Genomic DNA, 26,858 nt, shown 5'->3' with positions numbered 1-26,858 from the left:
ACAATGTCGGGGCTTTTTTATACTTGCAATGTGGCGGCAAAATTTCTGAGTGCGACCTGCGCACTGGCTGCTTCTGCCACCATCCACGGGCTAAAAGCCCAGGGCGTAACAGTGAGCGCCTGCAATAACGCATCCAGATCCACCCATTGATATTCCATCACTTCATCATAGTTAATCGTCAACGGCGTCGTGATTTGCGCGGCGAAGACCGGGCAGATTTCGTTTTCTACGATGCCGAAAGGATCGGTTTCACGGTAACGGAACTCTGGTGCGATGGCGGTAATCCGCTCGAGTCCGGCGCCGACCTCATAACGGCAGCGGCGAATAAGGGCCTGTTCGGTGGTTTCCCCTTTTTGTGGATGCCCGCAAACGGAGTTGGTCCAGACGCCTGGCCAGGCTTTTTTACTTAATGCACGGCGTGTCACCAGAGACTGCCCCGTGTCATTAAATATCCAGCATGAAAAAGCCAGATGTAACGGAGTTTGTGACGTGTGCGCGGCGTACTTTTCCTGCGTACCGGTTATCACTCCCTGCTCATTTACTAAAATGACGTGCTCTTGTGTACCCATAACGGCTCCCGAACGTAAAACGCCAGATGGCGCTGGGCTTAGCCAGTCTACATGGAACACAATCCCTGCAAACCAGCCAGCCACAGCGCCACAGGGCAAACGGGATTATAGACAGCTATCAGGCGAAAAGTTTTGCCCAGAGAGCGGAAAAGGGCCTTACCAGTACCCGTCCGGGCTGCATATTTGATCCCGGGAACGGCGTGATATTACAAATACGCGGTCCCGTTGCAACCATGATGCCCCCCTTGCAGCAAAAGTCCCCCTCTCCGAAGGAGATCATGCGTATCACTGAGCATGGCGTGATTCTGCAATTGCTGGAGCCTGGTGCCGCCGTTATCAGAAGTGGATGCAACCAAATTAACCACTGCAACATTGTGGATGTTTTTCCGTCGCCACAGCTATTCTACCTGTCGCAGATGAAGATGCCGTATCTGCCGAAAATGACGAAAATGACGAAAATCATTGCTCAGCGCGACCTGGTGTCGCGCCATTCTTCGGGAAGGTATTGGCATCCGGATTGTGGCTGTTATTATAGGTCGCCATTTATTTTAATCGAGGATCTGTTTTGCACGCAGGACGCCTGACGAGTAACCCGTTCCACATTGCCTTTTGCCTGGCAATCGCTTTGCTGCTGGCAGGTTGCGCCGGGAAATCCACTCCCGGAGGCAGCTATTCCGGCTCCACCTATACGGTGAAGCGGGGCGACACGCTGTCCCGTATTTCGCGTATTACCGGAACCAGCGTGAAAGATCTCGCCAGCATGAACGGGATCTCCCCGCCATATACTATCGAAGTGGGGCAGCGGCTGAAGGTTAATGGCTCTGAAGCCAGCGCATCCTCGGGTAAAACCAGCACGAAAACCGCGAAAGTCACGCCGTCCTCCGCTGTGCCGCAATCCTCATGGCCTCCTGTAGGGCAACGCTGCTGGCGATGGCCGACCAGCGGGAAAGTGATTATGGGTTACTCCACGTCCGACGGCGGCAATAAAGGGATTGATATCGCCGGTTCGCGCGGGCAACCCATCTATGCCGCTGGTGCAGGGAAGGTGGTATACGTTGGAAACCAGCTTCGTGGCTACGGTAATCTGATCATGATTAAGCACAGTGAGGATTACATTACGGCTTACGCGCATAACGATACGATGCTGGTGAATAACGGACAGAATGTGAAAGCGGGGCAGAAGATCGCCACCATGGGCAGCAGCGATGCGGATTCTGTTCGCTTGCACTTCCAGTTGCGCTACCGGGCAACGGCGATTGATCCGCTGCGTTATTTACCGCCCCAAGGTAGCGCACCCAAATGTTAAAAAGGCGCCGAACAGACGATAAATTAACCGGTTAGCGCAGGCGTATCTTGCCAGACTGTGCGTAAAGACTATAATGCGTTACGCACATCGACGCGGGCGTAGTTCAATGGTAGAACGAGAGCTTCCCAAGCTCTATACGAGGGTTCGATTCCCTTCGCCCGCTCCAGTCTCCTGATAAATCAAGAAGTTACGATTTATCAGTTAGTTACGTTGCCCCGCTAAAGCAGGTACAACTTAAACTACCCATTGTTCTACGCCCGCACCTGTCGCGTGATTGGTCTGTGGTACAAGGGAGCATATCATCACGCTGGCGGTGGTTCCACGTTCTTACCGCGACAGCACAACAACGAACAAAAAGCCGCATACCTGGCACAACTCCCAAACAGATTGATCACACGCATTTAAGCCCGATGTGTGGCCCTGTGAGCCACGTAAACAGGTGAATAGTGGTAATGCCCCGGTAGCTACAGATCCGGCTCTGCCAGCGCTTCGCTCACGCTCCTAACGGTACACGAGCATCCTGATAAGGTGTGATCTCTCTGACAATCTGATGAAGTCGCTACGCTCCGCTTGTTGCTTGTACCACTAACGGGGCTTATTGGTATCTATTGCCTTAAATTAAGTATGGTATCATGCAGGAAAAATCTTAAAAGAAGGGTGGTTTATGGGCTGGTCTTCGTTAGTTAGGATAACCATTGGTACATTTCTTTTAGCTGGGTTGTCGTTCTCTGCATACGCGAAGAACTGCAAGAAAGGTATACCATGCGGTAATTCGTGCATTGCGGTTGGAAAAACGTGCCGGATTGGATCAGGTGCCTCATCTACGTATAAAAATTATTCATACTCTTATCCGTCATCTTCTCTTCATAGTTCAATCCCTAAATCCTCTTCCCCTACCTCAGCAGCTAAGGTTAACGGAAAAAATACGGCTTCAACTGCGAAAACTTATCTCTGTCAGTATGCTATTGCAGCGATACAGAATGGCAAAATTGGTGCTTTACGTGTGCTGGGTAGCGCCGAGGTAACGTTGTATGTCGATAGCTTCAAAGCTAACCGTTTAAACAGTACATACCTGCTCTCGCCAAAGCTGAAAACTAACGGTAAGTTGATGATGGCAGATGATAAAAGCAAAGTGTACGCCTATGATCCGTCGCTGATGAATTTTGCAATTAGTGACCGCATCGCAAGAAGCACTGAGCAATGGGATCATTGTAAACTGATTCACAATTAATAAACTCAATTCGGGGGATGAAATGAAAAAATTACTAATGGCTTTCGTGGTCCTAACTTTACCTCTGCTCTCATTCGCTAAGGGTATTGGTTATGGAAATACTAAATGGGATATGAATCCGTCGGAAGTTGTTGCGGCCCAAGGTAATGGCGCACATCTGATCTCACCAGAAAAGTATAAAGATAATTTTGGGAAAGTGCGGATTGATAATGTATCGATCGGCAGCGGTCTTTATACTGTTACATTCCTTTTTAATAGCGCTGATCGTCTTGTACAAACGAACGTAGCCAGTAATGAGAAAAAAAATGAAGGTATCGCTGCGAGTCAATTCAGCATATTGAGTCAATTGTTAACTCAGAAGTATGGGAAACCTGAATTTTCAGATTCAGATAAAGCAACGTGGAAACTTCCTGACACTACGGTTGAGTTAAGTAAGATGGTCATTTCTGGGATCATGGCGCAAACATTTGTTCGTTACATTCCAAACAGTAGGGTAGCAAGCGATACATCTAATCTTTAATTCATATCAACAAATATATTCATATGGGATTGAGAATATGTCTGGAGTGTTAGCGAGCACAGCCGCCGCTGTTGGAATCATTGATAAAGCTGTAGGGATTGCAAAGAAACTAGCTGATGATGGCGGGGAGCTTGATAGGGCAACTCTCAAACTTGAGCTTGCAAACCTCATGACGGAGCTTGCCAGTGTAAAGATGGAAGTTGTCACAACTCAAGTTTTACTTTTCGAAGCCGAACAGAAGAATAAAAAGCTCGAAGAACAGTTAAAGGATAAACATTCATTCTCTTTTGCTAAAGGAGTTTATTGGAAAGAAGGGGATGATGTCGCATTCTGTCCTAAATGCTTTGAAACTGACCAGAAACGGGTACATACTATATTTCGCGATTATAAAATTGTTGGCTTTTCACGAATAGAACAGCAAAATTGGTATTGCCGAGTTTGTGATACTACATATGAGATAACCAATTAATTCGAAGATATTTAGTATGGCTATATGGTGAAATTTGCACACTATGTCAGTTAAGTTTAGGGCAATAAAAAAGGCCACCCTCTTAAGGTGGCCTTTATTTATACATAATACTTTTTCATACACTGCCGGATTTTTTCTTTTCCAACATAATTTTTAACGCTCGCTCAAACCCATACTGTTTTTCGTATCGGCTAAAAGCTACCTGATCGATCCCAAGTTTACGCGCTAGGGCTGAACGGTTGATCACGTCGGCATCGGTGGAGGTGAAAACCCCGCCCAGGCCCGGAATGCTAATCGACAACTTCATTGCTCACCTCAAAATTAAAGAAAAGCCCCAGCAATGCCAGGGCTTAAAGTCTGTTACTTAAAGTCTGTTACTTCAGCGTGATGGTGGTCAGCCAGTGAGGACGTAGCAGGAGAGGCAACAGAGAAAATTCACTTTGCATCTTAATCATCCCGTCATCGTCAACACTGGTCCAACCGTAGCGATCCTTAACGCCACCCTTCACAGCCAGACTTTGATTTCTGCTACATGGGCCAGCGATACGGCGGAGGAATGAGACATCCGGGTTAGTCATGCGTGGGACGACCAGACCGCTGTTTTCTTCAACCGGGTAGGTAGGGTCACCAGCCAGATCGATAAAGGTCACAGGACCCAGCGACATGGTATTAAAACCACTTAATGCGTTAGGAATAACAGCGCCGGAGATCTGCGCCTGCTGTACGCTGTGCAGAATGAACGCCTGAATCTCTTTGTTGGTGGCGATAGCGTCATAAAGACCACTGTCACACATAACATACAGACGGTCGCTATAGTTGCGGGCACCGCCCAGCGCTTGGGCCACCTGGCGACGCAGTTTAGCTAACTGTTGGTACAGAGAGTCGGCGGAAGCATCCAGGGTAAAGGAACCAGGAGACACACCAAACACCGCATCAAAGGAGATATCACCGTCATCGGTATGGGGTGCAGTAACCTTACGTTCAAACAGTGCCTCAGCCAGGGAGGTTTCCACCGTGCGACGATAATCACGCTCGAATTGGGTGGCACGTTGAGAGATAACCTCAGTGATCGCCATTTCCTGATCGGTTTGAGGACTAATCAGACCTTGCCAGTCAGCCGGGCGGACCATTCCGGTCTCATGGAATACGTTGATCTCTGCATCACGGAAAACAGCGCTCGACGCCTTCATGTGATTTGTGTCCGTGCCGTAGCGTGATACGCTTTCCAGCTTGCTCTCTTCAGCGGCGGTGATATCAGCCACACGAGCATTAGGGACACTTGATGTACCACGGGAGAACAGACCCAGATCCTGGATCAGATAGTTGCCCTCTTTGGTCTCCTCCAGTTTTCCAACCAGATCCAGACCTTCAAACTCTCTACGAATATCTTTGACGTTCATTGATTAAGCCTCCTTGTTGTTGTTGCCAATACGGATAGAACCATCTGCGGTTAAGCGTTTAATTGCTTCCTTCAGGGAGGCGGCATCTTTGGCGCGGAGGTTGAACGTGTTTACATAGGCGTGGCGGTCCACCACAACTACAGTCTTGTCATCGCCTGCGGAGACGTTCACCAGACAGATCAGCGGTTGACCCTCTACAGCCTGATCGAATAACTCGTAGGTTTCTGCATTGAATACATCACCGCAGAACAGATCCGCCGGGAGGCTTACGCCTTTAATTTCCGTGCGGGAGAAGAGATCAGACGCGCTGTTAACCAGGACGTCTGACATGCGTTTAGGAAACGCTTCAGTAGTACGCATAAATTTTCCTTGAGGAGTGGAGAAGCGGACAGGGCCGCAGTGACACCCGGCGTTGCACCGGAGAATCCGGGAGTTGGGGAGAACTCCAGATCGGATATTGGAGATACAGGAGAGAGGCAGCGAATAGGATCAGAGGTCCATCATGGACCCCATCACCAGCCCCGATCCCACACCTCTGTGGAGGGAAGGAAACTATCCTTTTGTGTGGTCACTCATCGCCCCTGGCGGCGTCACGCCAATAGCGCCAACCTTTGACAAGTGGACCACAAAAAAGAACCCGGGAAGGTTAGCCGCCTACCTGAAAAACCATCCTCTTTTAGTCGCTTCCGCAGAAGGAAAACAGAATGCCAGCAACAGCAAGTAAGCCATTTACCGCCGTTTGTCACGAACTGGCAGACATTGAGAGAATCAACGGCAAAGTGTTTAGCATGAACATGGTTTACACCTATGCACTGATCGAGGGTTACCAGACCAATGGGCAAACCGCCTATTTCTCACAAGACATGCTAAAGCGTCGCCTGGGGGTTACCCGCCAAACGGTTGTAAAACTCCTAGCGGATATGGTGGCTATGGGGCTGATCAACAAGACGGCGCAGATCGGCGGCAAGACGTGCCATTACACTGTAAACCCGATCACCCCTGAGATGTTGGGCACAGTGGAAGCAGGAGCGCCACAGGAACAGCCACAACAGTCCGCTAAGGCCCCGGAAGAGGTGCAGGAACCCAACCACGCGGCGGAAGCTGTAGAAGCGCCTGAAGTGGCGGACATTGTGCCTATAACGGCAGCGGCAGGAGAACAGCCAACGGACTTAATCAGGCTGTATACATCCAAGGTGGAAACGGCGGACCAGACAGACCCGCAACCCGGGGAGACGGCTCCTGTGGTGGTGCCATTCCCAAGGGGAGAGATCAAGGAGCCATCCAGGGATTGGGATTTAGACCCAGCCTTTTGATTCTGTAAAATTTAATTGCAATCCCCTACTTTCCGCATTGTGTCAAGTGCCTGCCTAACCCCGCCCGGTAACCCCATAACTCCCTGAAATTTTTATTTCACTTTCTTTTTGTGATTTAAGTCAAATCTGTCTACAGCCCGCGCCGTTGTTGGCTTTCCCCTCTGCATAAAATTATGAATGCTTACTTTTTAATCAGTTGGAGAGTGACCGTCTGGTCACTTTTCGTACTGGCTCACCTCTTTCACTATCTCCCCGGCATGGGGTAAGGATGCCCTATGGCACAGAACAACACTGATTTGCTTCTCCAGCAGGTGGCAATTGAGAAGGTCAAACAGGCGCAGCAAAAAGCCGCCAAGGCAGCGGCCCAGATCCGCGCCAACGGGGAGGTGAAGAATGGAAAATAAGATCATCACCAGGACAACCAACGTTGTCGATTTTGAAGTTTCGAAAGAGTCCTACAACCGCGCCAAGAAAAAGATCGAGGATGTGGGCAAGTCATGGGAGAAGGTTGATCAGAAAGTCAAATCAGCCTCCCGCCAGCAACTTGAGAGTAACAAGGCAATCATCCAGGCCAACAATCTGGAGGCTAAACGGTTACAGTCACAAAACCGCCTGAACGCCGCCAAGGAAAAGGAGCGGGCAATCTCCGCTAAGACAGCCACCCAGCGGAAGAAAGAGACGGCGGACCAGCTACGTGCTGAAAGCAAGCTACAACGTGAACTAGGTAAACGCTTCACCGGGCAGCGTGGGCCACGTACTCACCCGCCGTTACCAACAGCGGCGGAAATGGTGCCCGCCGTACAGGCTCTGATCAATGCCCACTCTCCAGAGTCTAAGGCCAACGCAGCGAAAGCAGCAGCGCAGGCTATGCGCCAGGCTAAAAAGGAGGAGGCAAGGCTCGCCCGTGAAGCTGGCAAGGCTGAGAAGCGCCGCCTCGATTATGCTCGTAAACGCTATCTGACTATCCGATCTGAAGCATTCAAGATCCAGAATATTGAGGGCCTGACCAACGCAGAACGGGCGGAAGCAATCCTGAAGATGCGCCGTGTTGCGGACCAACAGCAGCGTGAAGCCCTGAACGCTCAAGAAACACGATTCGAGCTACGCAAGATCACCCAGGAACTCCAGAAGCAAGCGCGGTTGCGTCGCCGTATGGCTAACCAGCGGACCCACGGCGGCAACTTTGGGGGCAGGTCCAAAGGAGTGACGGCGGGTGTGGGTGTTGGCCTCGCAGGTGCAGCGGGAGCAGCGGCGGCGGGCCTCCTGGCGGTAGCGGGCGCGTCAATGGCGGTAGCCTCCACACTCCGGGAATCATTTGAACGCCAGAAGCAATACAGCGGCCTGAAAGAGCAGGGAGTAAGCGCCACAGACGCAGACGCGATCCTGTTAGCAGCAAACCAGAAAGGGGCGGGAATCTCTCTTGATAAGCTACAAGATCAGTTTGTTGATTACCGGGACAAGGTAGGTGATTTGTCACTGGGGCAATGGAAAACTGACAAGAAGGGTAACCGTACATACTCCGGCGGTGGTGAGCTGGCAGATGTCGCCAACCTGGTAGAATCCAAGCAAGCTGGAGCGGGAACAGGCGTTATCAAGCGTCTACAGTCTACAGACTTCAAAGGCTACTTGTCATACCTCCGCGAACTCCAGAAGCAGTACAAGCTAACTGATTCAGAGATGACGCTCTTCGGCGAATTTATTGATGATGGTTCCAAGACTCTCCGGGCCTTTGATCAGAATGGGCAGATCGCAGCGGACGCCCTGAAAACCGTAAAGAACTCTTCTCTGTATCTCACAGACGCGCAGCGTGAGCAGGTGGGCAACCTCCAGAGCAGTATGATGTTATTGGGCCAGGCGTCCAGCGGGCTGGCTGATAACTTCACGTTGGGATTTGCTGAGGCGTTTAATTCTTCGGATGAATTGACCAAAGCAATGGAAAGCCTAGCCCCAGTTATGGAGGGCCTGGGCCGCGCGTCCGCAGACGTACTAAATTCTTTTGTGCGCCTTTTTGGTTGGCTCTCCCATATCCTCCCGAGTGTAGGCGGTGACGGTACAGCGGCAGGCATTAAGGAGAGTTACACGGGGTCACGTGATATGACTCCCAAGTCAGAACAGCCGGAAAAAGGATTCTGGGAAAATCTGTTTGATTTTGACTCTAGGGCTTTCCTCCCGCAGGAGTACGGCGGCAAGGCCCCAAATCTGCCAAAACCTCTACAGGTCCCGGATAACCTCCCGGCGCTAGCCCCATTCAAGGATCTGAAAGTAACCCCGGCCCCCGTGCCAACCTTCAGCCCTTCCAGCCTGACACAATCAGCCGTGAACGCTAAGGCATCGCAACAGACCGTTGTTGTGAAGCAGGAGCCTCTACAGGTGAACATCCAGGTTAATGACGGCACGGTCAAAGATCTGGTGAATGCAACTGTGGATGACAGGGAGCGTGACCACCTGAACATGATGACGCAGGGCGGGCAGTAACAGAGGAGACCTTCGGGTCTCCTTTTCTGTACCTGTCAAATAATTATCAAGGTTATTATTGCTATTCTATTGATTCCAGGATAAACTGGTTGTTCGATAGTTAAGGCACGAGTGATGACCCGCGTAGAGGTCATACCATAGGCTTACCTATGACGAAAACTATCCGTTTAATTCAATATTTTACGGAGGGTTTCTCATGTTCGCATTTCCATCAAAGTTTACTTTCGCTTCACGTCATACCGCCAAACCAAATAAGCGCCCTGTAAGCCCGACCACGGGCCACAAGCCGATCCTCTCTACCCGCTTCTTTCAGGAGGCGGCGTAATGACCCTCACCATTGAGAACGTAGACCTTACAGACTTCACCTATGATGAGTCCGCCCGATATCAGATCCGCTTCTGTGCGAAAGATACGGGAGTAATGCAGCCGGGCCGGGTGGCTCGTTGCTGGGTCCCGTCACTGGGCAAACTGTACCCGATCAATAACATCGTGTGGTTACTACACGGGAAGCGAATCCCGGAAGGTGTGACGATTCGACATATTGACGGTGACCGCGCCAATAACCGGATCGATAACCTGTACCCCCACATTACAGAATCGACTGTAAAGCGCCTCATGAAAGCGGGGGTGTATAATGACTAAGGCCCGCATCCCAGCAGGGGAAGAGTTGGCGCTGATCCGGGGATGTCTCGCCATTGAAGAGAGATCCCCTTCGGGTCTGGTGTGGCTTGTCAGCATTCCCAGTATAGGAATTGAACCCGGCGATGCCGCCTTTACCACGAAGGATAGGGGCGGCTATTACTGCGGCGTACTGGCAAGGATTCGCCTCCTTGCGCATCGTGTGGTGTTCTTTCTTCACAATAGTTATTGGCCCGGCGGGCCTATCGATCATATTGATGGTTGTCGCAATAACAATGCCCCGGATAACCTCCGCGAAGTGACCCATGCGGTCAACAATGCCAACGTGAGAGCCAAGGGCTATTCAGCCACAGGGCGAGGTACGTTCAAAGCAGAGGTGTGGAAGGGCGGCAAGAGGTACAGGAAAAACTTCCCTGATGAACTCAGCGCCCGTAAATGGTATCTCAAAATGAAGGATAAGCTCTACCCTGAGTTGGCGGGACAGTGGCAGTGGATAGCCAACGAAGAGGACGCCGCAGCATGATTTCACTAGTTGGGGCCTATATCCATGAGCAGAAACGCCAAGCCCGAAAGGGCAGACGCAAGCGAAAGTAAGAGAGGGGAGACCGGAGGCGGTCTCCCTTTTTGTTGTCTGAAAGGCTATAATTAAATTGGCGTTTAATCGCGTTTAATCGGCTAAAAGATCTGGCATACAGACCACTATTGGTTAAATTGTGAGCAACTGTGCCTCCCCCGGTATCTTATAAATACTTGATTTTGTGGGAACAATTATTTATTCAAAGTGCCCGTGTGTAACAAAATTCACTCTAACCCCAAAATAATTTTTTCTCAGAAAGTCAAAACCCCGAAAACCTGCAATTGAGACAAATTCCCATACATATGTGATAGCGATAACTATTCTCAACAACCCCGGGCGGTAGCCACCGCCCTAAACCCAAAATGTGTTTTTGCCACAAGAAAGGGCCTGAAGAGGTGGACGCCTCGAAAGGGGAGAAAATAGGGTTAGTACGTGTCAGTTATCCACAGGTGAACGGCGTTACTCACAGGCGGATAGGGAATACAGGAATGTAAGCCTGAAGAGGCGGATCAGCTGGGAAAAGAGTTCCCCCGGAGGGCGTTACGGGAGGTTAAGAGGTTGAAACGTTCAAAAGCGTACAGGTCTAAGCTGTTGCGGGATTGTTAAAAAAGTACGTGTAACGGTCATTATGTTAAATGGCTGTTCAAATATCAATCAATCTGTAAGTTGAGGCCAATTCAGAATAACAATAATCCTCTGTAAGCGAATATGCGGGCCTGTGGGCTACGCAAGGCTAAAGGCAGTGTGATTGTATAGGTAAAGGCGAGGTGACGCCACAGAGAGCCGTACATAGAGCCACCCGGGAAGGGTGCCCTGATATTTCCAGAAAATGACATAGGCCCCCGGGGGCGGGGTGTTTGGATGCCTGGCAGAACTGCCCAAACTCCAAGATATTTTCCACCTCAACAAGGTAGGGCACACCTGGCTTTAGCCATCGTAAAAATATAGCGGTGATACTTAATAACCTGCATACAGGCGATCAGCACCATTTGATGCACATGTATAGGATTAGCTGGGGGAGGCTCATCATACACCTTAGTGATAGGCTCAACCGAAAGCATGACCGCCAGAGTTACATCCGGCTTTTTATTTGAACATAATGAAATCTTCAAATTTAATATTTTGTATTTCAGTACATTTATCAAGATATAGGCTGGATAATTCCTCATATTCCTTATAGTGGCTCATTAACTCCGAAAGGTCTTCTTTGGATATTAATTTACCTTTGGATGAGTTTATTGCACACGCGAAAAAGTTAGTAATGTTAAGCGATATTTTATTGGTGATGCTTACAATTTCTTGTACTTTTAAAAAAGAATCGCCTTTAAATAACACATTGAAATTATTTGTTTTTATGAATAGGTTGCCAATGGTTAATGAGTTCTGAAAAGCATTAGTACCTATTTCCTGAATTTGGAAATATAAGTTTGGGCTAATGCTGGTATTGCTTTTACATAGCTCATCCAACATGTTCATAACATAATTCAATGAAATACGTATCTGGCTATATTTGGTCCTTGTATTTGTGATCTCATCGTATACCGTTAACGCGGTATGAAAAGCAACATCGTTCTTTTTTACATCAAGATAATCTTTCAGTTTAGAACCACCAAAAATTACCCCGCCAACCACACCTAACGCTGTTACTGCATTCGATGCGATGGAGACAATATTATCCCATGCTTGTAGATCCATATTTGGCGCTCTCAAAAGGTATAAAGGGGGCAGGCTTGCCCCACAGGTTTACCCTATATTACCGTAACTTACCAACTCCACATATCCCGATAGCTCTTCCATTCCCGCGCCTTTGCTGTACGTCCTGAATGCTTCGGTTTTCGCTTTCTGCTCTGTGTGCCCCGTAATGGCTCCTATCCGTTGTTCTGGTACTCCTGCACGGTCTAAACAGGTGATGAACATTCCCCGTAAACTGTGGAAACACTGCCGATCTGTAGCTGTGGGCAATGTGCTGTCACGTAGCCGGGTGAACTTCTGGCTGTACCACGGTCCCCGTTTACCATCCTTCCGAATGATATTGTTTGACTGTGCCAGCAGATATTCTCCACTGTTATTTGCCAGATGTTTATCAATAATGCCGATCAGAAGAGAGTGGATCGGAACGTACCGCACCCCTGCTACAGTCTTGGACTTGCTGACAAAGAAACATCTGACACCCTCCAACATTACAATTTCATCCCGTTTGATGCTGGCGATCTCATCAAGTCGCATTCCTGAATACAGCCCAATCAATATGACATCGCGTAGAACGTCATCCGCTTCTCTGATAAGGGTTACCAGTTGATCGGCTTCAAACGGTTGATAACTTTCAATTGTGCGCCGTGCTTCGAGGTTGTGACCGTGAAACGGGTTACTGTCTGGGATTGCGTCATATCGACGTTTGGCGAACTCGTACAGGCTTCCTAAAGAGGTTAGCCAGTTCTGGATAGTCTGAGGCGCTACCTTCGATTGTTGGCCCTCGATGAAGTCTGTGACGGCCCTACGTCCGATCTTGTTCAAACCAATATCAACTTTCCCAATACTCTGGAGAAACACTTCTACGGCCCTCGCTGATTTGCTTAGGGTAGAGAATGCCCGGCGTTCACTATAAACAGTCATGTATTCATCACGGACAGTTGCCAGCGTTGGAACGGGGCCAATTGCCGTTGGTACACTCTTTGCCTGTTTTATAGTGGAGTGGAGGACGGAGAGCGCATTCTGAATGCGGATATCTTCCCGATCAGGGTTCAACATCGCTTTCAGGTTGTTGAACTCAATCAGCATGTGATTTCTGAAGTGTCGCGCCTTGTCGATATCCTTCGTCCCGGTGGACTTTCTCCAGGCTCGTTTGTTGTCGAATATGTGGCGCATGTACTTTGGTACGAAGATTTGGAAAACCCAGATCCCGCAATGACTTTGAAAAAGATACTGATTGTTCTTGATAGCCATGATTACGATCCTATAGGATCACGCTATCAGGTACGAAAATATGTACAATGTTGAGATGGACTAACGAGAGCTTCCCAAGCTCTATACGAGGGTTCGATTCCCTTCGCCCGCTCCAGAATTCCCCTAACGTATTCATTTCACCATCTTTTTCTAAACCATACGTGACGGCGCTCGTGATCCTCCTGCATTGGCGAAGCTCAAAGCGCGTCTGGTGAAACCAGATCACCTACGATTGCACCCGTAGTCCATCCACGCTTTCCGGCGGCAGGTTCATCACTGTTTTTATGCTGACTTCGATGCTGTCAATGATGTCTTTACGTGGGCCGCTGAGCCAGTCATTGCTTGAATAAAAGGCCTCGAGAACCGTAGCCATATTCTCAGGACTATCAAAGGCACGAATCAGATAGTAGCAATCGGAATCATGCAGCGAGTTTCCGAAGGAAACAATGTCGATTCCGTGGCGTTGATGAAGAGGAGCACTGATTTGCTGCATGAGGGCGTGAAAAGCAGTCCCGGTACCTTTGCGTAAGGTGTATTGCAGTATCTCGACGGTTCTCAAAAAGTTATCTCCGTTGGTGGCGTTATGGGGCTCCCTGATGGTGTTGATAAAGTAAACTGAACTGGCCCGTGAGGCACAACTCATCAAACAGCCATATACCATATATAGGAAAAGCTGCAATATGGACTGCGGCTCAAATGCGCTCTGGCACATTTTTATTTGTCAATGTTTCCTGCGGACGTTCTTTGGGCAAGATCGGTCAGGCAAACTGAACAGCCTTCGAGCATATTAAGCAGCACGGAGGAAGCCATGTGTGATAACAAAACCGATAGTTACGCCAGACGTTTTAAAAAGGTCTTTGATTATATTGACTGTCATCTCGATGACATATTATTACTGGAAAAACTCAGTGAAGTAGCTCATTTCTCGCCATTTCACTTCCATCGTCAGTTTTGTAGTTATTGTGGGATGCCACCTGGTCGTTACATCCAGATGATGCGCTTAAAACGTGCATCTTATCGGCTGGCTTTTAATCCGTTAGAGAAAATCACTGATATCGCGCTCGACGCCGGTTTCCAGCATTCTGAATCATTTAGCCGTGCTTTCAGACAAATGTTTGGTCTCTCGCCGACGCAATTTCGCCAACAACCCCCTTGGGTAGATTGGCATAAGCGCATATCCGAACCTTATAAAGCCAGGAGACAAACGATGCAAGGCCAGATCAAGATCATCAATTTTCCCGCGACATTAGTCGCAATGCTGACTCATTATGGACAACCGGAGCTAATAAACGAAACTGCGGCCCGCTTTATTGAATGGCGAAAAACCACGGGTTATTCGCCTGTTGCCAGCAGCCAGACATACGGTATTGCACCGCACGATCCTACCTTAACACCACCGGATGAATTTGAGTTCGAGATTTGCGGGACAGTAACATCACCAATTGCGGAAGATAATCTCTTCGGGGTGATAAATAGTGACATCCCTGCTGGCCGATGTGCGGTGCTGCGCCATCAGGGATCGCATGATGCGTTAACCGGGTTGGCTAAAACCCTGTATCGTGACTGGTTGCCTGAAAGTGGAGAGGAACTCCGCGACTTCCCGCTTTTCTTTCATTACCACAACTTTGTGCATGAGGTAGCGGAACATGAATTACTCACGGATATCTATTTGCCGTTGAAATAAACTGATTCAGGGTCATGTTCGTAATTGCGTCAGATATGAGACGTGCAGGGAAGCGTCCTGGCGCGTTGATACTTATACCGTTTTGTCTGTGGGCATAGCCTGTCCTCACGATGTGGCCTGCTCGAAGGCCTTTAACGCGTTATCGAAACAAGGGGCGGCTGAGCGTCCTTGCGTACACTTGTAAAAAAGTTGTATTAGATTAAAGCGAATTCATAACCACCAGACGATGCCGATTTGAGCGTGATAAGTAGAGCATCTGTCACCGTGTTTATTGCCGGTGGTATTGTTTTTTATCCTTTTATACAGACGCAAGGGTAGTGAAAGATTGCCTGGAGGAAGTTCATGATTTCTGAGAATCCTAAAGTGGCGCTCATTGGGCCCGGGGCCATCGGAACGACTGTAGTTGCGGCCCTGCATGAAGTAGGTCGAACTCCTGTAATTTGTGGGCGTACAGCACATCCACAGCTCGAATTACGTTTTGACGAGGGGCGTATTATTGTGCCTGGCCCGGTGCTGACGGAGCCTGCCGAAATCAAACAGCCGTTTGATCTGGTGTTTGTAGCCGTAAAGACAACACAACTTGACGCCACCGCGGCCTGGCTGAATGTTTTGTGCGATGAGAATACAGTGGTTTGTGTGTTACAAAATGGCGTTGAGCAGAAAAAACAATTTGCCGCTTATGTTGCAGGTGCGACGGTTCTGCCATCGGTGGTGTGGTTTCCTGCACAGCGTGAACCCGATGCCTCTGTCTGGCTGCGAGCTAAGCCGCGCCTGACATTGCCTGATACGCTGGCAGCCCAACGTGTTGTCGAGGTGTTGCAGGGGACGCGCTGTGAAGTCGATCTTGCTGCTGATTTCGCCTCTATTGCATGGCGCAAATTGTTGCAGAATGCAGTTGCAGGCTTGATGGTGCTTTCAGGACGTCGCGCCGGAATGTTTTCACGCCCCGATATCACAGACGTGGCATTAGCTTACTTGCGCGAATGCCTTGCAGTGGCGCGTGCAGAAGGTGCGGTATTAAGTGATGATGTGCCGCAGGAGATCGTGGATGTTTTTCATCGTGCACCGGCGGATCTGGGTACCTCTATTCTCGCTGATCGCCAAGCCGGGCGAGTGCTTGAGTGGGATATCCGTAACGGCGTTATACAGCGGTACGGGCACAAGCATGGTATTCCAACGCCGTTAAGCGATCTAATTGTGCCGCTGCTTGCTGCGGGCAGCGACGGGCCCGGCTGATAAAAGTCGCATATAGCGCGTATATAAAGGACAAACGATGGCACATTCTGTTCCTACCCTGCATATCTTGTGCGGCAAAATTGCGTCCGGTAAATCGACGCTTGCCGCTGAGCTGGCAAAAACACCGGGCACTGTGCTCTTAAGTGAAGATCGCTGGCTGGCATTGTTATTTAAGGATGTGATGAGCAGCGTGGCGGATTATGTGCACTACTCAGAAAAACTCAGGAGCGCTATCGGTCCGCATACTGTTGCGTTACTTAAAGCGGGTGTCAGCGTCGTGCTGGATTTTCCCGCTAACACGCCTGCCAGTCGCCAGTGGATGATGTCTTTGATTCACGCTTCGGGCGCGGATCATTGCCTGCACTATTTGCCGGTGGCTGACGAAGAGTGCAAAGCGCGATTGCGGCAGCGGAATGCGGCGGGTAACCACGATTTTGCTGCTTCTGATGCACAGTTTGAAGCGATCACCCGCTATTTTGTTGAGCCGGGCGCTGAAGAAGGATTTCATATCTTGCGCCATGATGTTCACAATCGTGTAACAAGGTTATGATGTCTTCAACACCCGATAAAAACAGCGGAGGCAATGTCGTGGATAAAGATCTACTTGACGCGGGTTATCGCGTGTATACCGGTGAAAAAATTGATGTTTACTTCAACACGGCCATTTGCAAGCACTCAGGAAACTGTGTACGCGGTAATGCGAAGCTTTTTAACCTGAAACGTAAACCGTGGATCATTCCGGACGAAGCAGATGTTGAGACAGTGATCAATGTGATTGATACTTGCCCAAGCGGTGCGCTCAAATACCGCCATAACTGAGTGAGAAAAAATGGAAATACTGGAAGGTCACAACAAATTTTACCTCAATGACGCGAATGGTGTTCAGGTCGCCGAGATTGTATTTGTGCCGACGGGTGAACATCTCAGTATTATTGAACACACTGATGTTGATCCCAGCCTGAAAGGGCAAGGCGTGGGTAAACAGCTTGTAGCGCGTGTGGTGGAAAAAATGCGGGCCGAGAACCGTAAAATTATTCCGCTGTGCCCGTTCGCCAAACACGAGTTTGATAAAACTCGTGAATATGACGACATACGCGCATAAACATAAAAATGTGCACCGGTATGAACCGGTGCATACCCTTCATCGTCACCGTCGGTAGCGAATCAGCACGGCCATCACCAGCGCCAGCGCTATAAACGATACACTGTATAACGCTTGCGCTGCTCCCCATGTTTCGGACAAAAACGCCGCTGTCAGTGTTGCCAGAGCTGCACTCATCGCCTGCCAGCGCCACGCTTTTGCGCTGGCGGCAGAGACCGACTCTTGCGGGAATGTATGCAACAAGCTGAAGGTTCCAAGAGCGAATACGGCATTTGATGCCAGATGCGCCAGGAAGATCATCATCAGCGCTGCCGCCGTCCATGTCGATAACCCGGGTAACAGGCAATAGGCGGCAATAAAAGCCAGCAGACAACAGAGCAGATAACGATTACTCGCGGCGTACTGTTCCAGCCGGTTGGCCTTCAGCAGTAGTGGACCACACAGCTGTCCCAGGCTGCGGGCAAAAATCAGCGGGAGCGCCAGCCCGGCGGCGGTATCTGGCTGAATTTGCTGTATCAGTGCAGGCAAGAGTGCCATCGCAGGTGCGCCGACGGCGGCAAGAGCCGGCAACATAAGCAGGCTTCGTTGCTGCAAGGTGGATAACCTGCTCCAGCGCACTTTGCGATGCATCTCTTCTGCATCCTCCGGGGGCAACCGTAAATAGCGAGAAGTTATGCCTAACAGCGCGATCGCTAATACAAAACTTGTGGCATCGATGCCGAGCAGAATGAGCGACGATACTTTGCCGAACAGTACAACGCCAATACCCGTTCCGAGCAGAACCTGCGCAGCGAAGATCACGGTCTCCATGCTGGTCGCTGCGGGTAGCTCCGCAGCACTTAAACCACGTTTGAACACCAGACTCATGGCGGGCCAGGACAACCCGGCGACAAATGCTTCAATGGATTGCAAAGCCAGCAGCGCGGGGATGCTGTGTGCCAGCAGGCCGTATAGTGGCAGCAGTAAACCGACCAAACCCGCCAACTCACTTAGTAGCAATAAACGCAGCGCTGGAACATGGCAGCATAAACGCTCACCGAGGAGGCTGCCAAAAAAACCAGGCAACGTCGCCAGCATATAGGTGAGAGTAAGCGTTGCCGGAGAGGCATGCCAGCGCAGAAGCTGGCCCAGAATAATGGTCTGCGTAAGCCCATTACCGACAGAAGAGAAAATATATGCGCAGCCGAAGAGGCACAGCCAGCGGTGCTGGCGTAGAGCCTGCACTAATACCATCAATAACGTATTCATTGTTAACATTCTCAGGCAAACAGAACTCCGCGTGCAGCAATGCCCTGCACGATGAAAAAAGTGTGTTTACAATGAGATGTCGTTACATTGGCTGGCCGGTTTGGATATTATTGCTGATAAACGTAGCATCCCGAATGGTGAATGGGAAGGGCGGATTATCTTGCGGGAGACCTCCCCGTTCCTCCAGGTGCAAATGCCAGGCGATAAACAGGCTGAGCAGCAGTACCATGCCTAACCCGACAACGGAGTTAGTCAGTTCCACCTTGCTTAATAACGCTATCGGCAATCCTCTGGTTTGCGCCGGATTCGGTCATAAATTTGCCGATAATTGCAGCGAATAAAATAATGAGTGCAAGATGATCAGGAATACTACCGAGACCGTCCTTAACGACAGATGAAATTTTATCAAGTGGAATACCTTCCGTGATTGCAAAAAATATACCTGCAATCAGCAGCATGAAGATATTATGAAATTTGTATTTCAGGTTCATCAAAACAAAAAATACAATATCTACCAGCACCCAGAATAAGGCTAACAGTGGGATATAGAGAATACCTTACGGACTGGCTATCAAGAAAAGCCGGTGGAATCACCGGCCCGAACAAAATTAATTTTGTTTTTCGAGTGCTTCCCAAAGCCCATGTAAATAGGTTACGCCGAGCGCCCGATCGTAAAGACCATAGCCTGGACGGCCGGTTTCGCCCCAGATGAAACGCCCATGATCCGGACGGATATAACCGTCGAATCCGTTGTCATGCAAGGCTTTCATGACTTCGTACATATCCAGCGAACCGTAGCGGGATAAGTGCGCGGATTCATAGAAATCTTTATCTTTAATCAGTTTGATATTGCGCACGTGCGCAAAGTGAATACGGTTACGGCGTGTAAATTCAGCCAGGATTTGGTACACGTTATTATCTGGATCCTCGGTGATCGAGCCGGTACATAAGGTAATACCGTTAGCTTCAGAATCGACTGCATTACAAATCCAGTCGAGATCGTCACGATTTTTAACGATACGCGGCAGACCAAAAATAGAATACGGTGGATCGTCCGGGTGAATCGCCATTTTAATACCGACTTCTTCACAGACAGGAATAACGCGCTCCAGGAAGTAAACCAGATTTTCGCGTAATTTCTTATCGTCGACATCTTTATATTTGGCAAACAACTCCTGCACTTTTGCCAGTCGTTCGGGTTCCCAGCCTGGAAGCGCAAAGCCGTTGGCATTCTCCAGCACTTCTTTCACCACGTCATCCAGCGTTTTATCGATACCTTTCTTTTCGAACGCCATCGTCAGCGAACCATCTGGTAGCACGTAATTCATCTCGGTCTTCATCCAGTCAAAAACCGGCATAAAGTTGTAGCAGATGACTTTTACCCCTACCTCTGCAAGGTTGCGGATGGTTTGATGGTAATTGGCAATCAGCCGATCGCGGCTGGGAAGACCGATCTTTATATCGTCATGAATATTAACGCTTTCAATCACTTCCATCTTAAGCCCGGCATCACGGACTTGCCCGGCAAGCGCATTGATTTTCTCTTTTGGCCATACTTCACCTACCGGTACATCGTACAACGCGCCTACCACTCCTTCGACGCCCGGTACCTGACGGATGTATTCCAGTGGGATTTTATCTTCAACTGCCCCAAACCAGCGCATTGTCATTTGCATGCTCATTGCCACCTCGAAAAGAAAATATTTTACTACCATACTAGTATTTATAATAGCGTTTGCCTGCGCCAGGTTTTGCGACCGACTTCACACATAAGCCGTTTGGTTTGCGATTGTGGCCAAAAAGTGTCCGATATGTTTGGTTAAGCTGGTGAAAAAGAACCCTGACAAATTTTTTAAAATTAACGCTTGCGAAAAAAGGGCAACCATGAGTTAATGCGTCGTCGGTTTGATAAATCATTATCTCCAGTAGTTCACTAAAGTCTTTCTCATCTCTAAGTACCTGCTCGTTACTTCTTTTTGGGTCTTCGCTTTACACTCTGATAAAAAATAATGTCTCAGACCATTACTGCCGTATTCGGCGAAAAAAATAGAAGGTAACAAGCATGTCTACTAAAATGAACGGTATCGTTAAATGGTTCAACGCTGAGAAAGGCTTCGGTTTCATTACCCCGAAAGATGGCAGCAAAGATGTATTCGTACATTTCTCTGCTATCCAGAGCAATGAGTACCGTACTCTTGAAGAAAATCAAGAGGTTGAGTTTACTATCGAGAACGGCCCGAAAGGTCCGGCTGCGGCTAACGTGATTCCGCGCTAAGGATTTACCATTACGAATCGTATCCATTTTCGCTGCCCGTGCTGCCACGGGTCGCAATATCGAATTTCCAGTTTTGATATCACTGAGAAAAACCCGGTCGGTGCTAAATGTATTTTTTGCAAATCTGCAATGAACACATTTGATAATATCGCTGCGTTTACCCAGTCCGCTTCGAATACTGTCGAATTTCGTAAATAAAAAAAAGCAGGTCAGATTTCTGATCTGCTTTTTTATTGTGCGTTATTCCGCCATTAACATAATCATTTTGATCGCGCGATTACTGGTTAATTGCCAGGTCATCTGCCGGAAATGCAACTCCCCCTGCTGCGGATGATGAAAAACGCGTTCGCCGCCTTCGCGCACCACCACCTGTTGGCGCGACCAGAAGATGCGAAACAGTTCGCTGTCATTACTCAGACCCTGCACAAAATGATTCAATTCCTGATCGTGCGGATAGTGCATCGCATCTGCACGCAATTCCGCGACAATCCGGCTGGCGCGCGTCTCCCAATCAACTACCAGTGTTTGCGCAAGGGGATGACGAAACATAAAACTCATCATATTCGGTTGGGCATCCTTATCCAACCAGCCGCTAAATAGCGCTTCAGCGGGCGAATTCCACGCCACCATTTTCCAGGTTACATCCAGCAAATAACAGGGACATTGCACCTGATTCACCGTCGCCAGCACCGACTCTTCTACGGTAATGACATGCTCTTCCTGCGGATCGTTTTGCAGCGCCAGGTGGAAGAGATATTTCCGCTCCGCCTGCGTCATTTTTAATACGCCTGCAATATTTGACAAGGTTTGCGGCGACACGACAATGTCGCGCCCCTGTTCAATCCACGTATACCAGGTGGTGCTGATACCGCTGAGCTGCGCCACTTCTTCCCGGCGTAATCCACAGGTGCGCCGCCGACCTTGTGCAGGCAGGCCAATATCGGCCGGTGCTGTTTTTTCCCGCTGTGCACGTAAAAAAGCGCCAAGAGTTTTTGGCCCGGCAAAGAGCGTATTTTCCATGGGTGGTACTCATTAATACCAGTATAAGTAGCCATATTGTACCCCTATAAAGAGGGTCGTATAGTCGGCAGAGAGCAAATTTTTGTCGTGCTAGAAAAGGAAAAAGAGAATGGCGGTCAATCATCATGAATTAACGAAGCAACAATTTGGCGACCAGGCTCAGGCCTACCTCACCAGCCAGGTTCACGCGCAAGGTGCAGATTTGGTGCGGCTGGCGGAGTGGCTTAGTGAAAATCCTGCTGCTGCGGTGCTGGATCTGGGTTGCGGCGCTGGGCACGCCAGTTTTGTCGCAGCTGCCGTCGTCCGTGAAGTGACAGCTTACGATCTGTCGGAAAAAATGCTCGACGTGGTCTGCCAGGCGGCCCGCGATCGTCAACTGAGCAATATCAGCACGGTGCATGGCGCCGCCGAAAAATTGCCCTTTGCCGATGGCGCGTTTGATACGGTGATCAGCCGTTACTCTGCTCATCACTGGCATGATGTTGCGCTGGCGCTGCGTGAGGTAAAGCGAGTGCTGAAACCAGGTGGTAAATTTATCTTAATGGATATCACCTCGCCGGGCCGTCCGGTGCTGGATATCTGGCTGCAAACCATCGAAGTGCTGCGCGATCCGTCTCACGTGCGTAACTACTCGGCGGCGGAGTGGCTGCAAATGACGGAGCAGAGCGGGATGACGGTCGATAAGCTGTTAACCGATCGACTGGCGCTGGAATACAGTTCGTGGGTTGAACGCATGAAAACGCCAGAAGTATTGCGTGCGGCAATCCGCTTTCTGCAACAGCAAACGTCGGAAGAGGTGAAACAGCACTTCCTGATTGGCGAAGATGGCTCGTTTACTTCGGACACCATCATGTTTCAGACTCAGGCCTGACAATCTGCGCCCACGATAAGTGGGCGCACACTTATCCTGGGCTCAGCGCCTCTCCGATGACTTCGCGTATGCGTTGCGCGATATAACCGGCATGGGTTTCCGCCTCAGGTTATTGGCGCAACCCAGAAATATATCTAACTTGATATTGCGCCGTCATAAGTTCTGCATGTGCTTGACCAATGACAAGGCAGACAACCCGTCGCGCTCTTTATAATCTGCCGGTGTCCATTCTTACTGGTGTGAATCCATGGCTTACCAACTCAACCTGAACTGGCCGGAATTTCTTGAAAAATACTGGCAAAAGAAACCTGTCGTTCTGAAACGCGCCTTCCCGGGCTTCGTTGACCCGATCACGCCTGATGAACTGGCTGGTCTGGCGATGGAACCGGAAATCGACAGCCGCATCGTCAGTCACAAAAATGGGCAATGGCAAGCGTGGCATGGCCCCTTTGAGGCGTTTGATCATCTGGGCGAAACCGACTGGTCGCTGCTGGCGCAGGCGGTAAACCACTGGCACGTGCCTTCCGCCGAACTGGTAAAGCCGTTTCGCGTATTGCCGGAGTGGCGCTTCGACGATCTGATGATCTCTTATTCCGTACCGGGCGGCGGCGTTGGGCCACATATTGACCAGTACGATGTATTTATTATTCAGGGGATGGGCCGCCGCCGTTGGCGCGTGGGTGATAATGTACCAATGCGTCAGTTCTGCCCACATCCGGCATTGCTGCACGTCGATCCTTTCGAACCGATCATTGATGAAGATCTGGAACCGGGTGATATCCTCTACATTCCGCCTGGATTCCCGCACGATGGTTTCACTTACGAAACGGCATTCAACTATTCGATCGGTTTTCGTGGCCCTAACGGACGCGATCTGATCAGCAGCTTTGCCGACTACGCGCTGGAAAACGATCTGGGTAACGAGCACTACAGCGATCCGGATTTAACCTGCCGCGAAAATCCGGGTCGGGTGGAAGAGTATGAACTCGATCGCCTGCGCGGCATGATGAGCGACATGATCAACGATCCGGTACATTTCAAACAGTGGTTTGGCAGCTTTATTACCACGCCGCGCCACGAACTGGATGTGTCACCGGAGCCGGACGACTACAGCGCCGAAGAGATTGTTGCGGCATTGCATGAAGGGCAGGTGCTGACTCGTCTGAGCGGGCTGCGCGTACTGCACATTGGCGACAGCGTCTTTGTGAACAGCGAATGCCTGGAAACAACCGAGCCGCAGGCCGCCGACGCGCTGTGCCGTTATACGGTGATCGGGCAAAAAGAGTTGGGTAACGTGTTGGACAACCCGGACTTTGCCGAAGAGCTGACCTGGCTGGTAAACCAGGGTTACTGGTTCTTCGACGAGTAAGCATCACCCTCCGCGCCGTGCAACGGCCGCGGAGGGGGTTCTGTCAGGCGCTTTCGCCGGAGCAGACCAGATGATCACTCTTGATGTGGTACATCTCCAGATCTTCACGCAGGAAAAAGGCCATCTCCCACGGATTTTTCTCGATAAAGGCTTCACGAACTTGCAAAAATAACGGACTGCCGTTGGGAATTAAAAATGCGCGGCCTTCAAAGGTGGTGTAATTCCAGTGAATGGCATTTTCGAAAATATAATTCGCGCGTTCATCCATGGCGAAAAGACAGTGGTTATCTTTTTTCAACACCTTCGATTTAAATGTCTCAGGGAATGTAATTAAAAATATGTCGTTATCCGAGGAGGAGAGAAAAGCCAGCACCGTGGTATGCGGCTGCTCCTGTGCATGGGTAATTAACACGCCGACTTTATTATGATGATCTTTTATTTCCAGCGCTGGTAATGACGTTAATGTTGTGAACGGGACTGGCGTATCGGCGCGCGGATCGTCCGGGTAGTGATAGCCCGTTTCTTTAATATCAATAACCTTCTTAAAGCCGTGCAGCAACTGGCATTCACGCGGAACCAGCACCACCCAGTCGCCATCGATCGCTACCACCCGCCCTTTATAAGAACTACGGTATACGGAGATGTTGGCGTCAAATTCGTCAACGCCGGTACGGTTATCAAGATGGACTGTGGCAAAATTATCAACGGCGAGCTGGTGGCCGTTATGGAAAAAAACGCGTAATGAATTATCGCTATTCGGGTAAATAGCGCAAATATTAACGGTAATCTTTTCGCCGCAATAATAGGCCAGCACCCCCAGAACCTGTTTACCCAAAATGCTTTGCAGATTCATTTTTCTTCCTTTTGCAATCAATAATAAAATTAGAACCATCTTATCCAACGGAATTAACTCAGCAACCACAAAAAGAGGATTTCACTTTACATGACAGGCTGTGCTGAATATTTACCCTAAAAACAAAAAAACTGCCCGCAGGCAGCTATTCACAGCGAATTATCTGGCGACGATAAAACGCCGGTTGTCATCAATCCAGGTCTTTTCATCGGCGGGCGTAATTATGCTACCGAAGTTCATCTCTGCGCGCAGTTTCCAGCTCGTTGGAATATTCCATGTCTCGCGTACATCCTGATCGATCAGCGGGTTGTAGTGTTGCAGGTTCGCGCCAATGCTTTTCTCTGCCAGCGCCAGCCAGACGGCATACTGGGCAATACCACTGCTCTGCTCTGACCAGACAGGGAAGTTATCCGCATAGGCAATGTACTGGCGTTGCAGCGTACTCACCACTTCCTGATCTTCAAAAAACAGTACCGAACCGGCAGCGGCAGTAAAGCCGTCGAGTTTGTCGGAAGTGGCGTGGAAACTTTCTGCCGGAATCACTTTACGCAACTGCTCACGCACCAGCCCCCAGAAGCGATCGTGCTCCTTGCCCAATAGGATCAACGCACGCGAACTTTGCGAATTGAACGCCGATGGCGCCTGGCGAATCGCCTCTTTAATGGTATCGATCACCGTCTCTTCAGTAACCGGCAGATCTTTGCCCAGCTTATAAATGGTGCGCCGTGCTTTAGCCAGCGCCAGGAAATCTTCCGCCGTGACACTGGCAGTCCAGGAAACACGCTCCGCTTCCGGCAGCGTCGGCGGCGTGGTGGTCTGCGGCACGCTCTCTGTGCGGGCGAGCGTAGACTTCAAAATTTGCTGAAACGGATCCATGAGTTACTGTTCCTGTTGTGAGCGGCAAGGGAAAAAATGTCAGATTATCAGAGCACAGGAATGCACCTGTCGATGCAGCAAATAGATGGAATAAAGCGCGGTATTTGTCGGTAAAAAACGCCTCGTGCGGAATCCGTTCGCCGATAACGTCATTAGACCTGCAGATGGCAGGGGAAAGATTTTCACGTAAATAATGAAATAAGCGCAATAATCCTGAGGATAAATCGATTAATGGCGTGGTTTAATTTATAGAATAAATCAAAAAGGCTATTTTAGATCGATGCTATCAATAATTGGTTGTAAAATAACCCATTGCTTTATATGATTTTTTTAAGATTTAAGACAATCCGCATGGATCATTTTCATTTTATTCTCTATTTTAAATAATAAGCCTAAAGTATTTTCCGCACGGGTCGATAAATATAGTTTGCTACCCGCCAGGCATTGAGGAAAAAAATGAACGCTGAATCGCACGGTCACGATCTTACGTCGAGCCTGACTCCGCTTGCGGAGGAAAACACCTCGATCCCGCCGTTCGTGAAAACCATCGCAGTGCGCCTGAGCTGGGCCTGTTCGCTGGAGGAGGCCGACGTTTATCGCCAACTCTCTGCGCCCTGGTATCAGGGCGTGGTAACGGAGGAGGATAAACAGCAACTGCTGGTTCATTTTCCGTTTATGGCCCCTCTGCATGCGCCCGCCTCGGTGGCGGATTACACCATTATGCTGGTAAGCCTGTGGCTGAATATCGAAGAGATGTACCACCGGGGGACGTTATTACCGGAAGAATTAATGCAGGGGCTGATAAAAAAATCGGCAACCTCGCAGGCGCAAGATTGCCGTCATAATCGCGATTCCGTCGCCGCTTCAGCGCCGCGCCGTTAG

35 protein-coding genes and 1 tRNA gene are annotated in these 26,858 nt (G+C 49.6%); 23 read left to right on the top strand and 13 right to left on the bottom strand.

Features of this window, described 5'->3' with window-relative positions; translation table 11 throughout:
• Positions 1-17 precede the first annotated feature (17 nt).
• On the bottom strand, positions 18-569 hold the full coding sequence (gene idi, locus BM427_RS09760; protein ID WP_090121188.1) for an isopentenyl-diphosphate Delta-isomerase: 552 nt from the start codon (positions 567-569) through the stop codon (positions 18-20).
• A gap of 278 nt (positions 570-847) precedes the next feature.
• Here idi and BM427_RS25795 point away from each other — a divergent pair, with 278 nt between their 5' ends.
• The 6 genes from BM427_RS25795 (at position 848) to BM427_RS09725 (ending at position 4,095) form a co-directional block, all read left to right on the top strand.
• Positions 848-1,153: a hypothetical protein gene (locus BM427_RS25795; RefSeq protein ID WP_090121187.1), complete on the top strand. Its 306-nt coding sequence runs from the start codon at positions 848-850 to the stop codon at positions 1,151-1,153.
• Complete coding sequence (gene actS / locus BM427_RS09745) at positions 1,135-1,875, top strand: amidase activator ActS (RefSeq protein ID WP_090121185.1); 741 nt, start codon at positions 1,135-1,137, stop codon at positions 1,873-1,875. Before BM427_RS25795 ends, actS begins: the two co-directional genes overlap by 19 nt.
• Before the next feature lie 92 nt (positions 1,876-1,967).
• Positions 1,968-2,041 (top strand) — tRNA-Gly (locus BM427_RS09740).
• A 498-nt stretch (positions 2,042-2,539) separates the two neighbouring features.
• Positions 2,540-3,106 carry a hypothetical protein gene (locus BM427_RS09735; RefSeq protein WP_077816238.1) on the top strand — a complete coding sequence of 189 codons (567 nt, stop codon included), beginning with the start codon at positions 2,540-2,542 and terminating at the stop codon, positions 3,104-3,106.
• A gap of 22 nt (positions 3,107-3,128) precedes the next feature.
• On the top strand, positions 3,129-3,626 hold the full coding sequence (locus BM427_RS09730; RefSeq protein ID WP_090121184.1) for a hypothetical protein: 498 nt from the start codon (positions 3,129-3,131) through the stop codon (positions 3,624-3,626).
• A gap of 37 nt (positions 3,627-3,663) precedes the next feature.
• Positions 3,664-4,095 carry a hypothetical protein gene (locus BM427_RS09725; protein ID WP_090121181.1) on the top strand — a complete coding sequence of 144 codons (432 nt, stop codon included), beginning with the start codon at positions 3,664-3,666 and terminating at the stop codon, positions 4,093-4,095.
• Between the two features lie 115 nt (positions 4,096-4,210).
• Here the strand turns inward: BM427_RS09725 and BM427_RS09720 are convergent, their stop codons facing one another.
• The 3 genes from BM427_RS09720 to BM427_RS09710 form a co-directional block, all read right to left on the bottom strand.
• Positions 4,211-4,402 (bottom strand): hypothetical protein, encoded by a 192-nt coding sequence (locus BM427_RS09720; RefSeq protein ID WP_090121179.1) that lies wholly within the window; start codon positions 4,400-4,402, stop codon positions 4,211-4,213.
• A gap of 67 nt (positions 4,403-4,469) precedes the next feature.
• Positions 4,470-5,495 (bottom strand): major capsid protein, encoded by a 1,026-nt coding sequence (locus BM427_RS09715; protein WP_090121178.1) that lies wholly within the window; start codon positions 5,493-5,495, stop codon positions 4,470-4,472.
• 3 nt (positions 5,496-5,498) lie between these two features.
• Positions 5,499-5,855 carry a hypothetical protein gene (locus BM427_RS09710; RefSeq protein WP_090121176.1) on the bottom strand — a complete coding sequence of 119 codons (357 nt, stop codon included), beginning with the start codon at positions 5,853-5,855 and terminating at the stop codon, positions 5,499-5,501.
• A gap of 142 nt (positions 5,856-5,997) precedes the next feature.
• On the opposite strand from BM427_RS09710, the gene BM427_RS09705 reads away from it, so the two are divergent.
• The 6 genes from BM427_RS09705 to BM427_RS09685 all read left to right on the top strand — a co-directional run bounded on the left by BM427_RS09705 (position 5,998) and on the right by BM427_RS09685 (position 10,445).
• Entirely contained in the window at positions 5,998-6,219 is a 222-nt protein-coding gene (locus BM427_RS09705) for a hypothetical protein (protein WP_090121174.1), read from the top strand.
• Positions 6,200-6,808, top strand: a complete 609-nt coding sequence (locus BM427_RS09700) for a MarR family transcriptional regulator (protein ID WP_090121173.1) — start codon at positions 6,200-6,202, stop codon at positions 6,806-6,808. Before BM427_RS09705 ends, BM427_RS09700 begins: the two co-directional genes overlap by 20 nt.
• A 275-nt stretch (positions 6,809-7,083) precedes the next feature.
• A complete protein-coding gene (locus BM427_RS26245; RefSeq protein WP_280116121.1) occupies positions 7,084-7,212 on the top strand; it encodes a hypothetical protein in 129 nt (42 codons plus the stop codon).
• Positions 7,202-9,283 (top strand): hypothetical protein, encoded by a 2,082-nt coding sequence (locus tag BM427_RS09695; protein ID WP_090121171.1) that lies wholly within the window; start codon positions 7,202-7,204, stop codon positions 9,281-9,283. Before BM427_RS26245 ends, BM427_RS09695 begins: the two co-directional genes overlap by 11 nt.
• A gap of 324 nt (positions 9,284-9,607) precedes the next feature.
• Positions 9,608-9,925: an HNH endonuclease signature motif containing protein gene (locus tag BM427_RS09690; RefSeq protein ID WP_071195728.1), complete on the top strand. Its 318-nt coding sequence runs from the start codon at positions 9,608-9,610 to the stop codon at positions 9,923-9,925.
• Positions 9,918-10,445 (top strand): HNH endonuclease, encoded by a 528-nt coding sequence (locus tag BM427_RS09685; protein ID WP_090121170.1) that lies wholly within the window; start codon positions 9,918-9,920, stop codon positions 10,443-10,445. The genes BM427_RS09690 and BM427_RS09685 overlap by 8 nt, the downstream gene beginning before the upstream one ends.
• 1,140 nt (positions 10,446-11,585) lie before the next feature.
• Here the strand turns inward: BM427_RS09685 and BM427_RS09680 are convergent.
• From BM427_RS09680 to BM427_RS09665, 3 genes are all read right to left on the bottom strand, one after another.
• Entirely contained in the window at positions 11,586-12,194 is a 609-nt protein-coding gene (locus tag BM427_RS09680; RefSeq protein WP_090121168.1) for a hypothetical protein, read from the bottom strand.
• A 48-nt stretch (positions 12,195-12,242) separates the two neighbouring features.
• The gene (locus BM427_RS09675; RefSeq protein WP_090121167.1) at positions 12,243-13,442 is read right to left on the bottom strand and encodes a tyrosine-type recombinase/integrase; all 1,200 of its coding nucleotides are present in this window, start codon (positions 13,440-13,442) and stop codon (positions 12,243-12,245) included.
• A 226-nt stretch (positions 13,443-13,668) separates the two neighbouring features.
• Positions 13,669-14,001 carry an NIPSNAP family protein gene (locus BM427_RS09665; protein ID WP_090121736.1) on the bottom strand — a complete coding sequence of 111 codons (333 nt, stop codon included), beginning with the start codon at positions 13,999-14,001 and terminating at the stop codon, positions 13,669-13,671.
• Between the two features lie 249 nt (positions 14,002-14,250).
• Here BM427_RS09665 and BM427_RS09660 point away from each other — a divergent pair, with 249 nt between their 5' ends.
• The 5 genes from BM427_RS09660 (at position 14,251) to BM427_RS09640 (ending at position 17,464) form a co-directional block, all read left to right on the top strand.
• Complete coding sequence (locus BM427_RS09660) at positions 14,251-15,126, top strand: AraC family transcriptional regulator (protein WP_090121164.1); 876 nt, start codon at positions 14,251-14,253, stop codon at positions 15,124-15,126.
• A gap of 342 nt (positions 15,127-15,468) precedes the next feature.
• Positions 15,469-16,362 carry an oxidoreductase gene (locus tag BM427_RS09655; protein ID WP_425280050.1) on the top strand — a complete coding sequence of 298 codons (894 nt, stop codon included), beginning with the start codon at positions 15,469-15,471 and terminating at the stop codon, positions 16,360-16,362.
• Positions 16,363-16,399: 37 nt separating this feature from the next.
• Entirely contained in the window at positions 16,400-16,912 is a 513-nt protein-coding gene (locus tag BM427_RS09650) for a P-loop nucleotide/nucleoside kinase family protein (protein WP_090121162.1), read from the top strand.
• A 38-nt stretch (positions 16,913-16,950) separates the two neighbouring features.
• On the top strand, positions 16,951-17,181 hold the full coding sequence (gene yjdI / locus BM427_RS09645; RefSeq protein WP_090121732.1) for a 4Fe-4S mono-cluster protein YjdI: 231 nt from the start codon (positions 16,951-16,953) through the stop codon (positions 17,179-17,181).
• Between the two features lie 10 nt (positions 17,182-17,191).
• Positions 17,192-17,464 (top strand): GNAT family N-acetyltransferase, encoded by a 273-nt coding sequence (locus BM427_RS09640; protein WP_090121161.1) that lies wholly within the window; start codon positions 17,192-17,194, stop codon positions 17,462-17,464.
• 45 nt (positions 17,465-17,509) lie between these two features.
• Here the strand turns inward: BM427_RS09640 and BM427_RS09635 are convergent, their stop codons facing one another.
• Complete coding sequence (locus BM427_RS09635; RefSeq protein WP_090121160.1) at positions 17,510-18,712, bottom strand: MFS transporter; 1,203 nt, start codon at positions 18,710-18,712, stop codon at positions 17,510-17,512.
• 76 nt (positions 18,713-18,788) lie between these two features.
• On the opposite strand from BM427_RS09635, the gene BM427_RS25705 reads away from it, so the two are divergent.
• Entirely contained in the window at positions 18,789-18,947 is a 159-nt protein-coding gene (locus BM427_RS25705) for a hypothetical protein (protein WP_167518560.1), read from the top strand.
• Positions 18,948-18,960: 13 nt separating this feature from the next.
• On the opposite strand, the gene BM427_RS09630 is transcribed toward BM427_RS25705, so the two are convergent.
• Both BM427_RS09630 and uxuA read right to left on the bottom strand, forming a co-directional pair.
• Positions 18,961-19,233 (bottom strand): GntT/GntP/DsdX family permease, encoded by a 273-nt coding sequence (locus BM427_RS09630; RefSeq protein WP_425280051.1) that lies wholly within the window; start codon positions 19,231-19,233, stop codon positions 18,961-18,963.
• Between the two features lie 87 nt (positions 19,234-19,320).
• Positions 19,321-20,388 carry a mannonate dehydratase gene (gene uxuA / locus BM427_RS09625; RefSeq protein WP_090121728.1) on the bottom strand — a complete coding sequence of 356 codons (1,068 nt, stop codon included), beginning with the start codon at positions 20,386-20,388 and terminating at the stop codon, positions 19,321-19,323.
• A 386-nt stretch (positions 20,389-20,774) separates the two neighbouring features.
• Here uxuA and cspE point away from each other — a divergent pair, with 386 nt between their 5' ends.
• Both cspE and ymcF read left to right on the top strand, forming a co-directional pair.
• Positions 20,775-20,987: a transcription antiterminator/RNA stability regulator CspE gene (gene cspE, locus BM427_RS09620; RefSeq protein WP_090121159.1), complete on the top strand. Its 213-nt coding sequence runs from the start codon at positions 20,775-20,777 to the stop codon at positions 20,985-20,987.
• 9 nt (positions 20,988-20,996) lie between these two features.
• Positions 20,997-21,185: a cold shock small protein YmcF gene (ymcF, locus tag BM427_RS09615; RefSeq protein WP_090121726.1), complete on the top strand. Its 189-nt coding sequence runs from the start codon at positions 20,997-20,999 to the stop codon at positions 21,183-21,185.
• Between the two features lie 42 nt (positions 21,186-21,227).
• Here the strand turns inward: ymcF and BM427_RS09610 are convergent, their stop codons facing one another.
• Positions 21,228-22,007 (bottom strand): helix-turn-helix transcriptional regulator, encoded by a 780-nt coding sequence (locus BM427_RS09610; RefSeq protein WP_090121157.1) that lies wholly within the window; start codon positions 22,005-22,007, stop codon positions 21,228-21,230.
• A 109-nt stretch (positions 22,008-22,116) separates the two neighbouring features.
• On the opposite strand from BM427_RS09610, the gene BM427_RS09605 reads away from it, so the two are divergent.
• Together BM427_RS09605 and BM427_RS09600 are read left to right on the top strand one after the other, a co-directional pair.
• Entirely contained in the window at positions 22,117-22,878 is a 762-nt protein-coding gene (locus tag BM427_RS09605; protein ID WP_090121156.1) for a class I SAM-dependent methyltransferase, read from the top strand.
• 247 nt (positions 22,879-23,125) lie between these two features.
• Complete coding sequence (locus BM427_RS09600; protein WP_090121154.1) at positions 23,126-24,247, top strand: ribosomal protein uL16 3-hydroxylase; 1,122 nt, start codon at positions 23,126-23,128, stop codon at positions 24,245-24,247.
• A gap of 43 nt (positions 24,248-24,290) precedes the next feature.
• Here BM427_RS09600 and BM427_RS09595 read toward each other — a convergent pair whose 3' ends face one another.
• Together BM427_RS09595 and BM427_RS09590 are read right to left on the bottom strand one after the other, a co-directional pair.
• Positions 24,291-25,100 carry a hypothetical protein gene (locus tag BM427_RS09595; protein ID WP_090121152.1) on the bottom strand — a complete coding sequence of 270 codons (810 nt, stop codon included), beginning with the start codon at positions 25,098-25,100 and terminating at the stop codon, positions 24,291-24,293.
• Between the two features lie 159 nt (positions 25,101-25,259).
• Positions 25,260-25,976: a nitroreductase family protein gene (locus BM427_RS09590; RefSeq protein ID WP_090121150.1), complete on the bottom strand. Its 717-nt coding sequence runs from the start codon at positions 25,974-25,976 to the stop codon at positions 25,260-25,262.
• Between the two features lie 456 nt (positions 25,977-26,432).
• Between BM427_RS09590 and BM427_RS09585 the strand changes: the two genes are divergently transcribed.
• The gene (locus tag BM427_RS09585; protein ID WP_007370303.1) at positions 26,433-26,858 is read left to right on the top strand and encodes a hypothetical protein; all 426 of its coding nucleotides are present in this window, start codon (positions 26,433-26,435) and stop codon (positions 26,856-26,858) included.

This window comes from Kosakonia arachidis (assembly GCF_900116535.1).
Lineage (GTDB): Bacteria > Pseudomonadota > Gammaproteobacteria > Enterobacterales > Enterobacteriaceae > Kosakonia > Kosakonia arachidis.
This window is presented reverse-complemented; position numbering and strand designations above follow the sequence as displayed.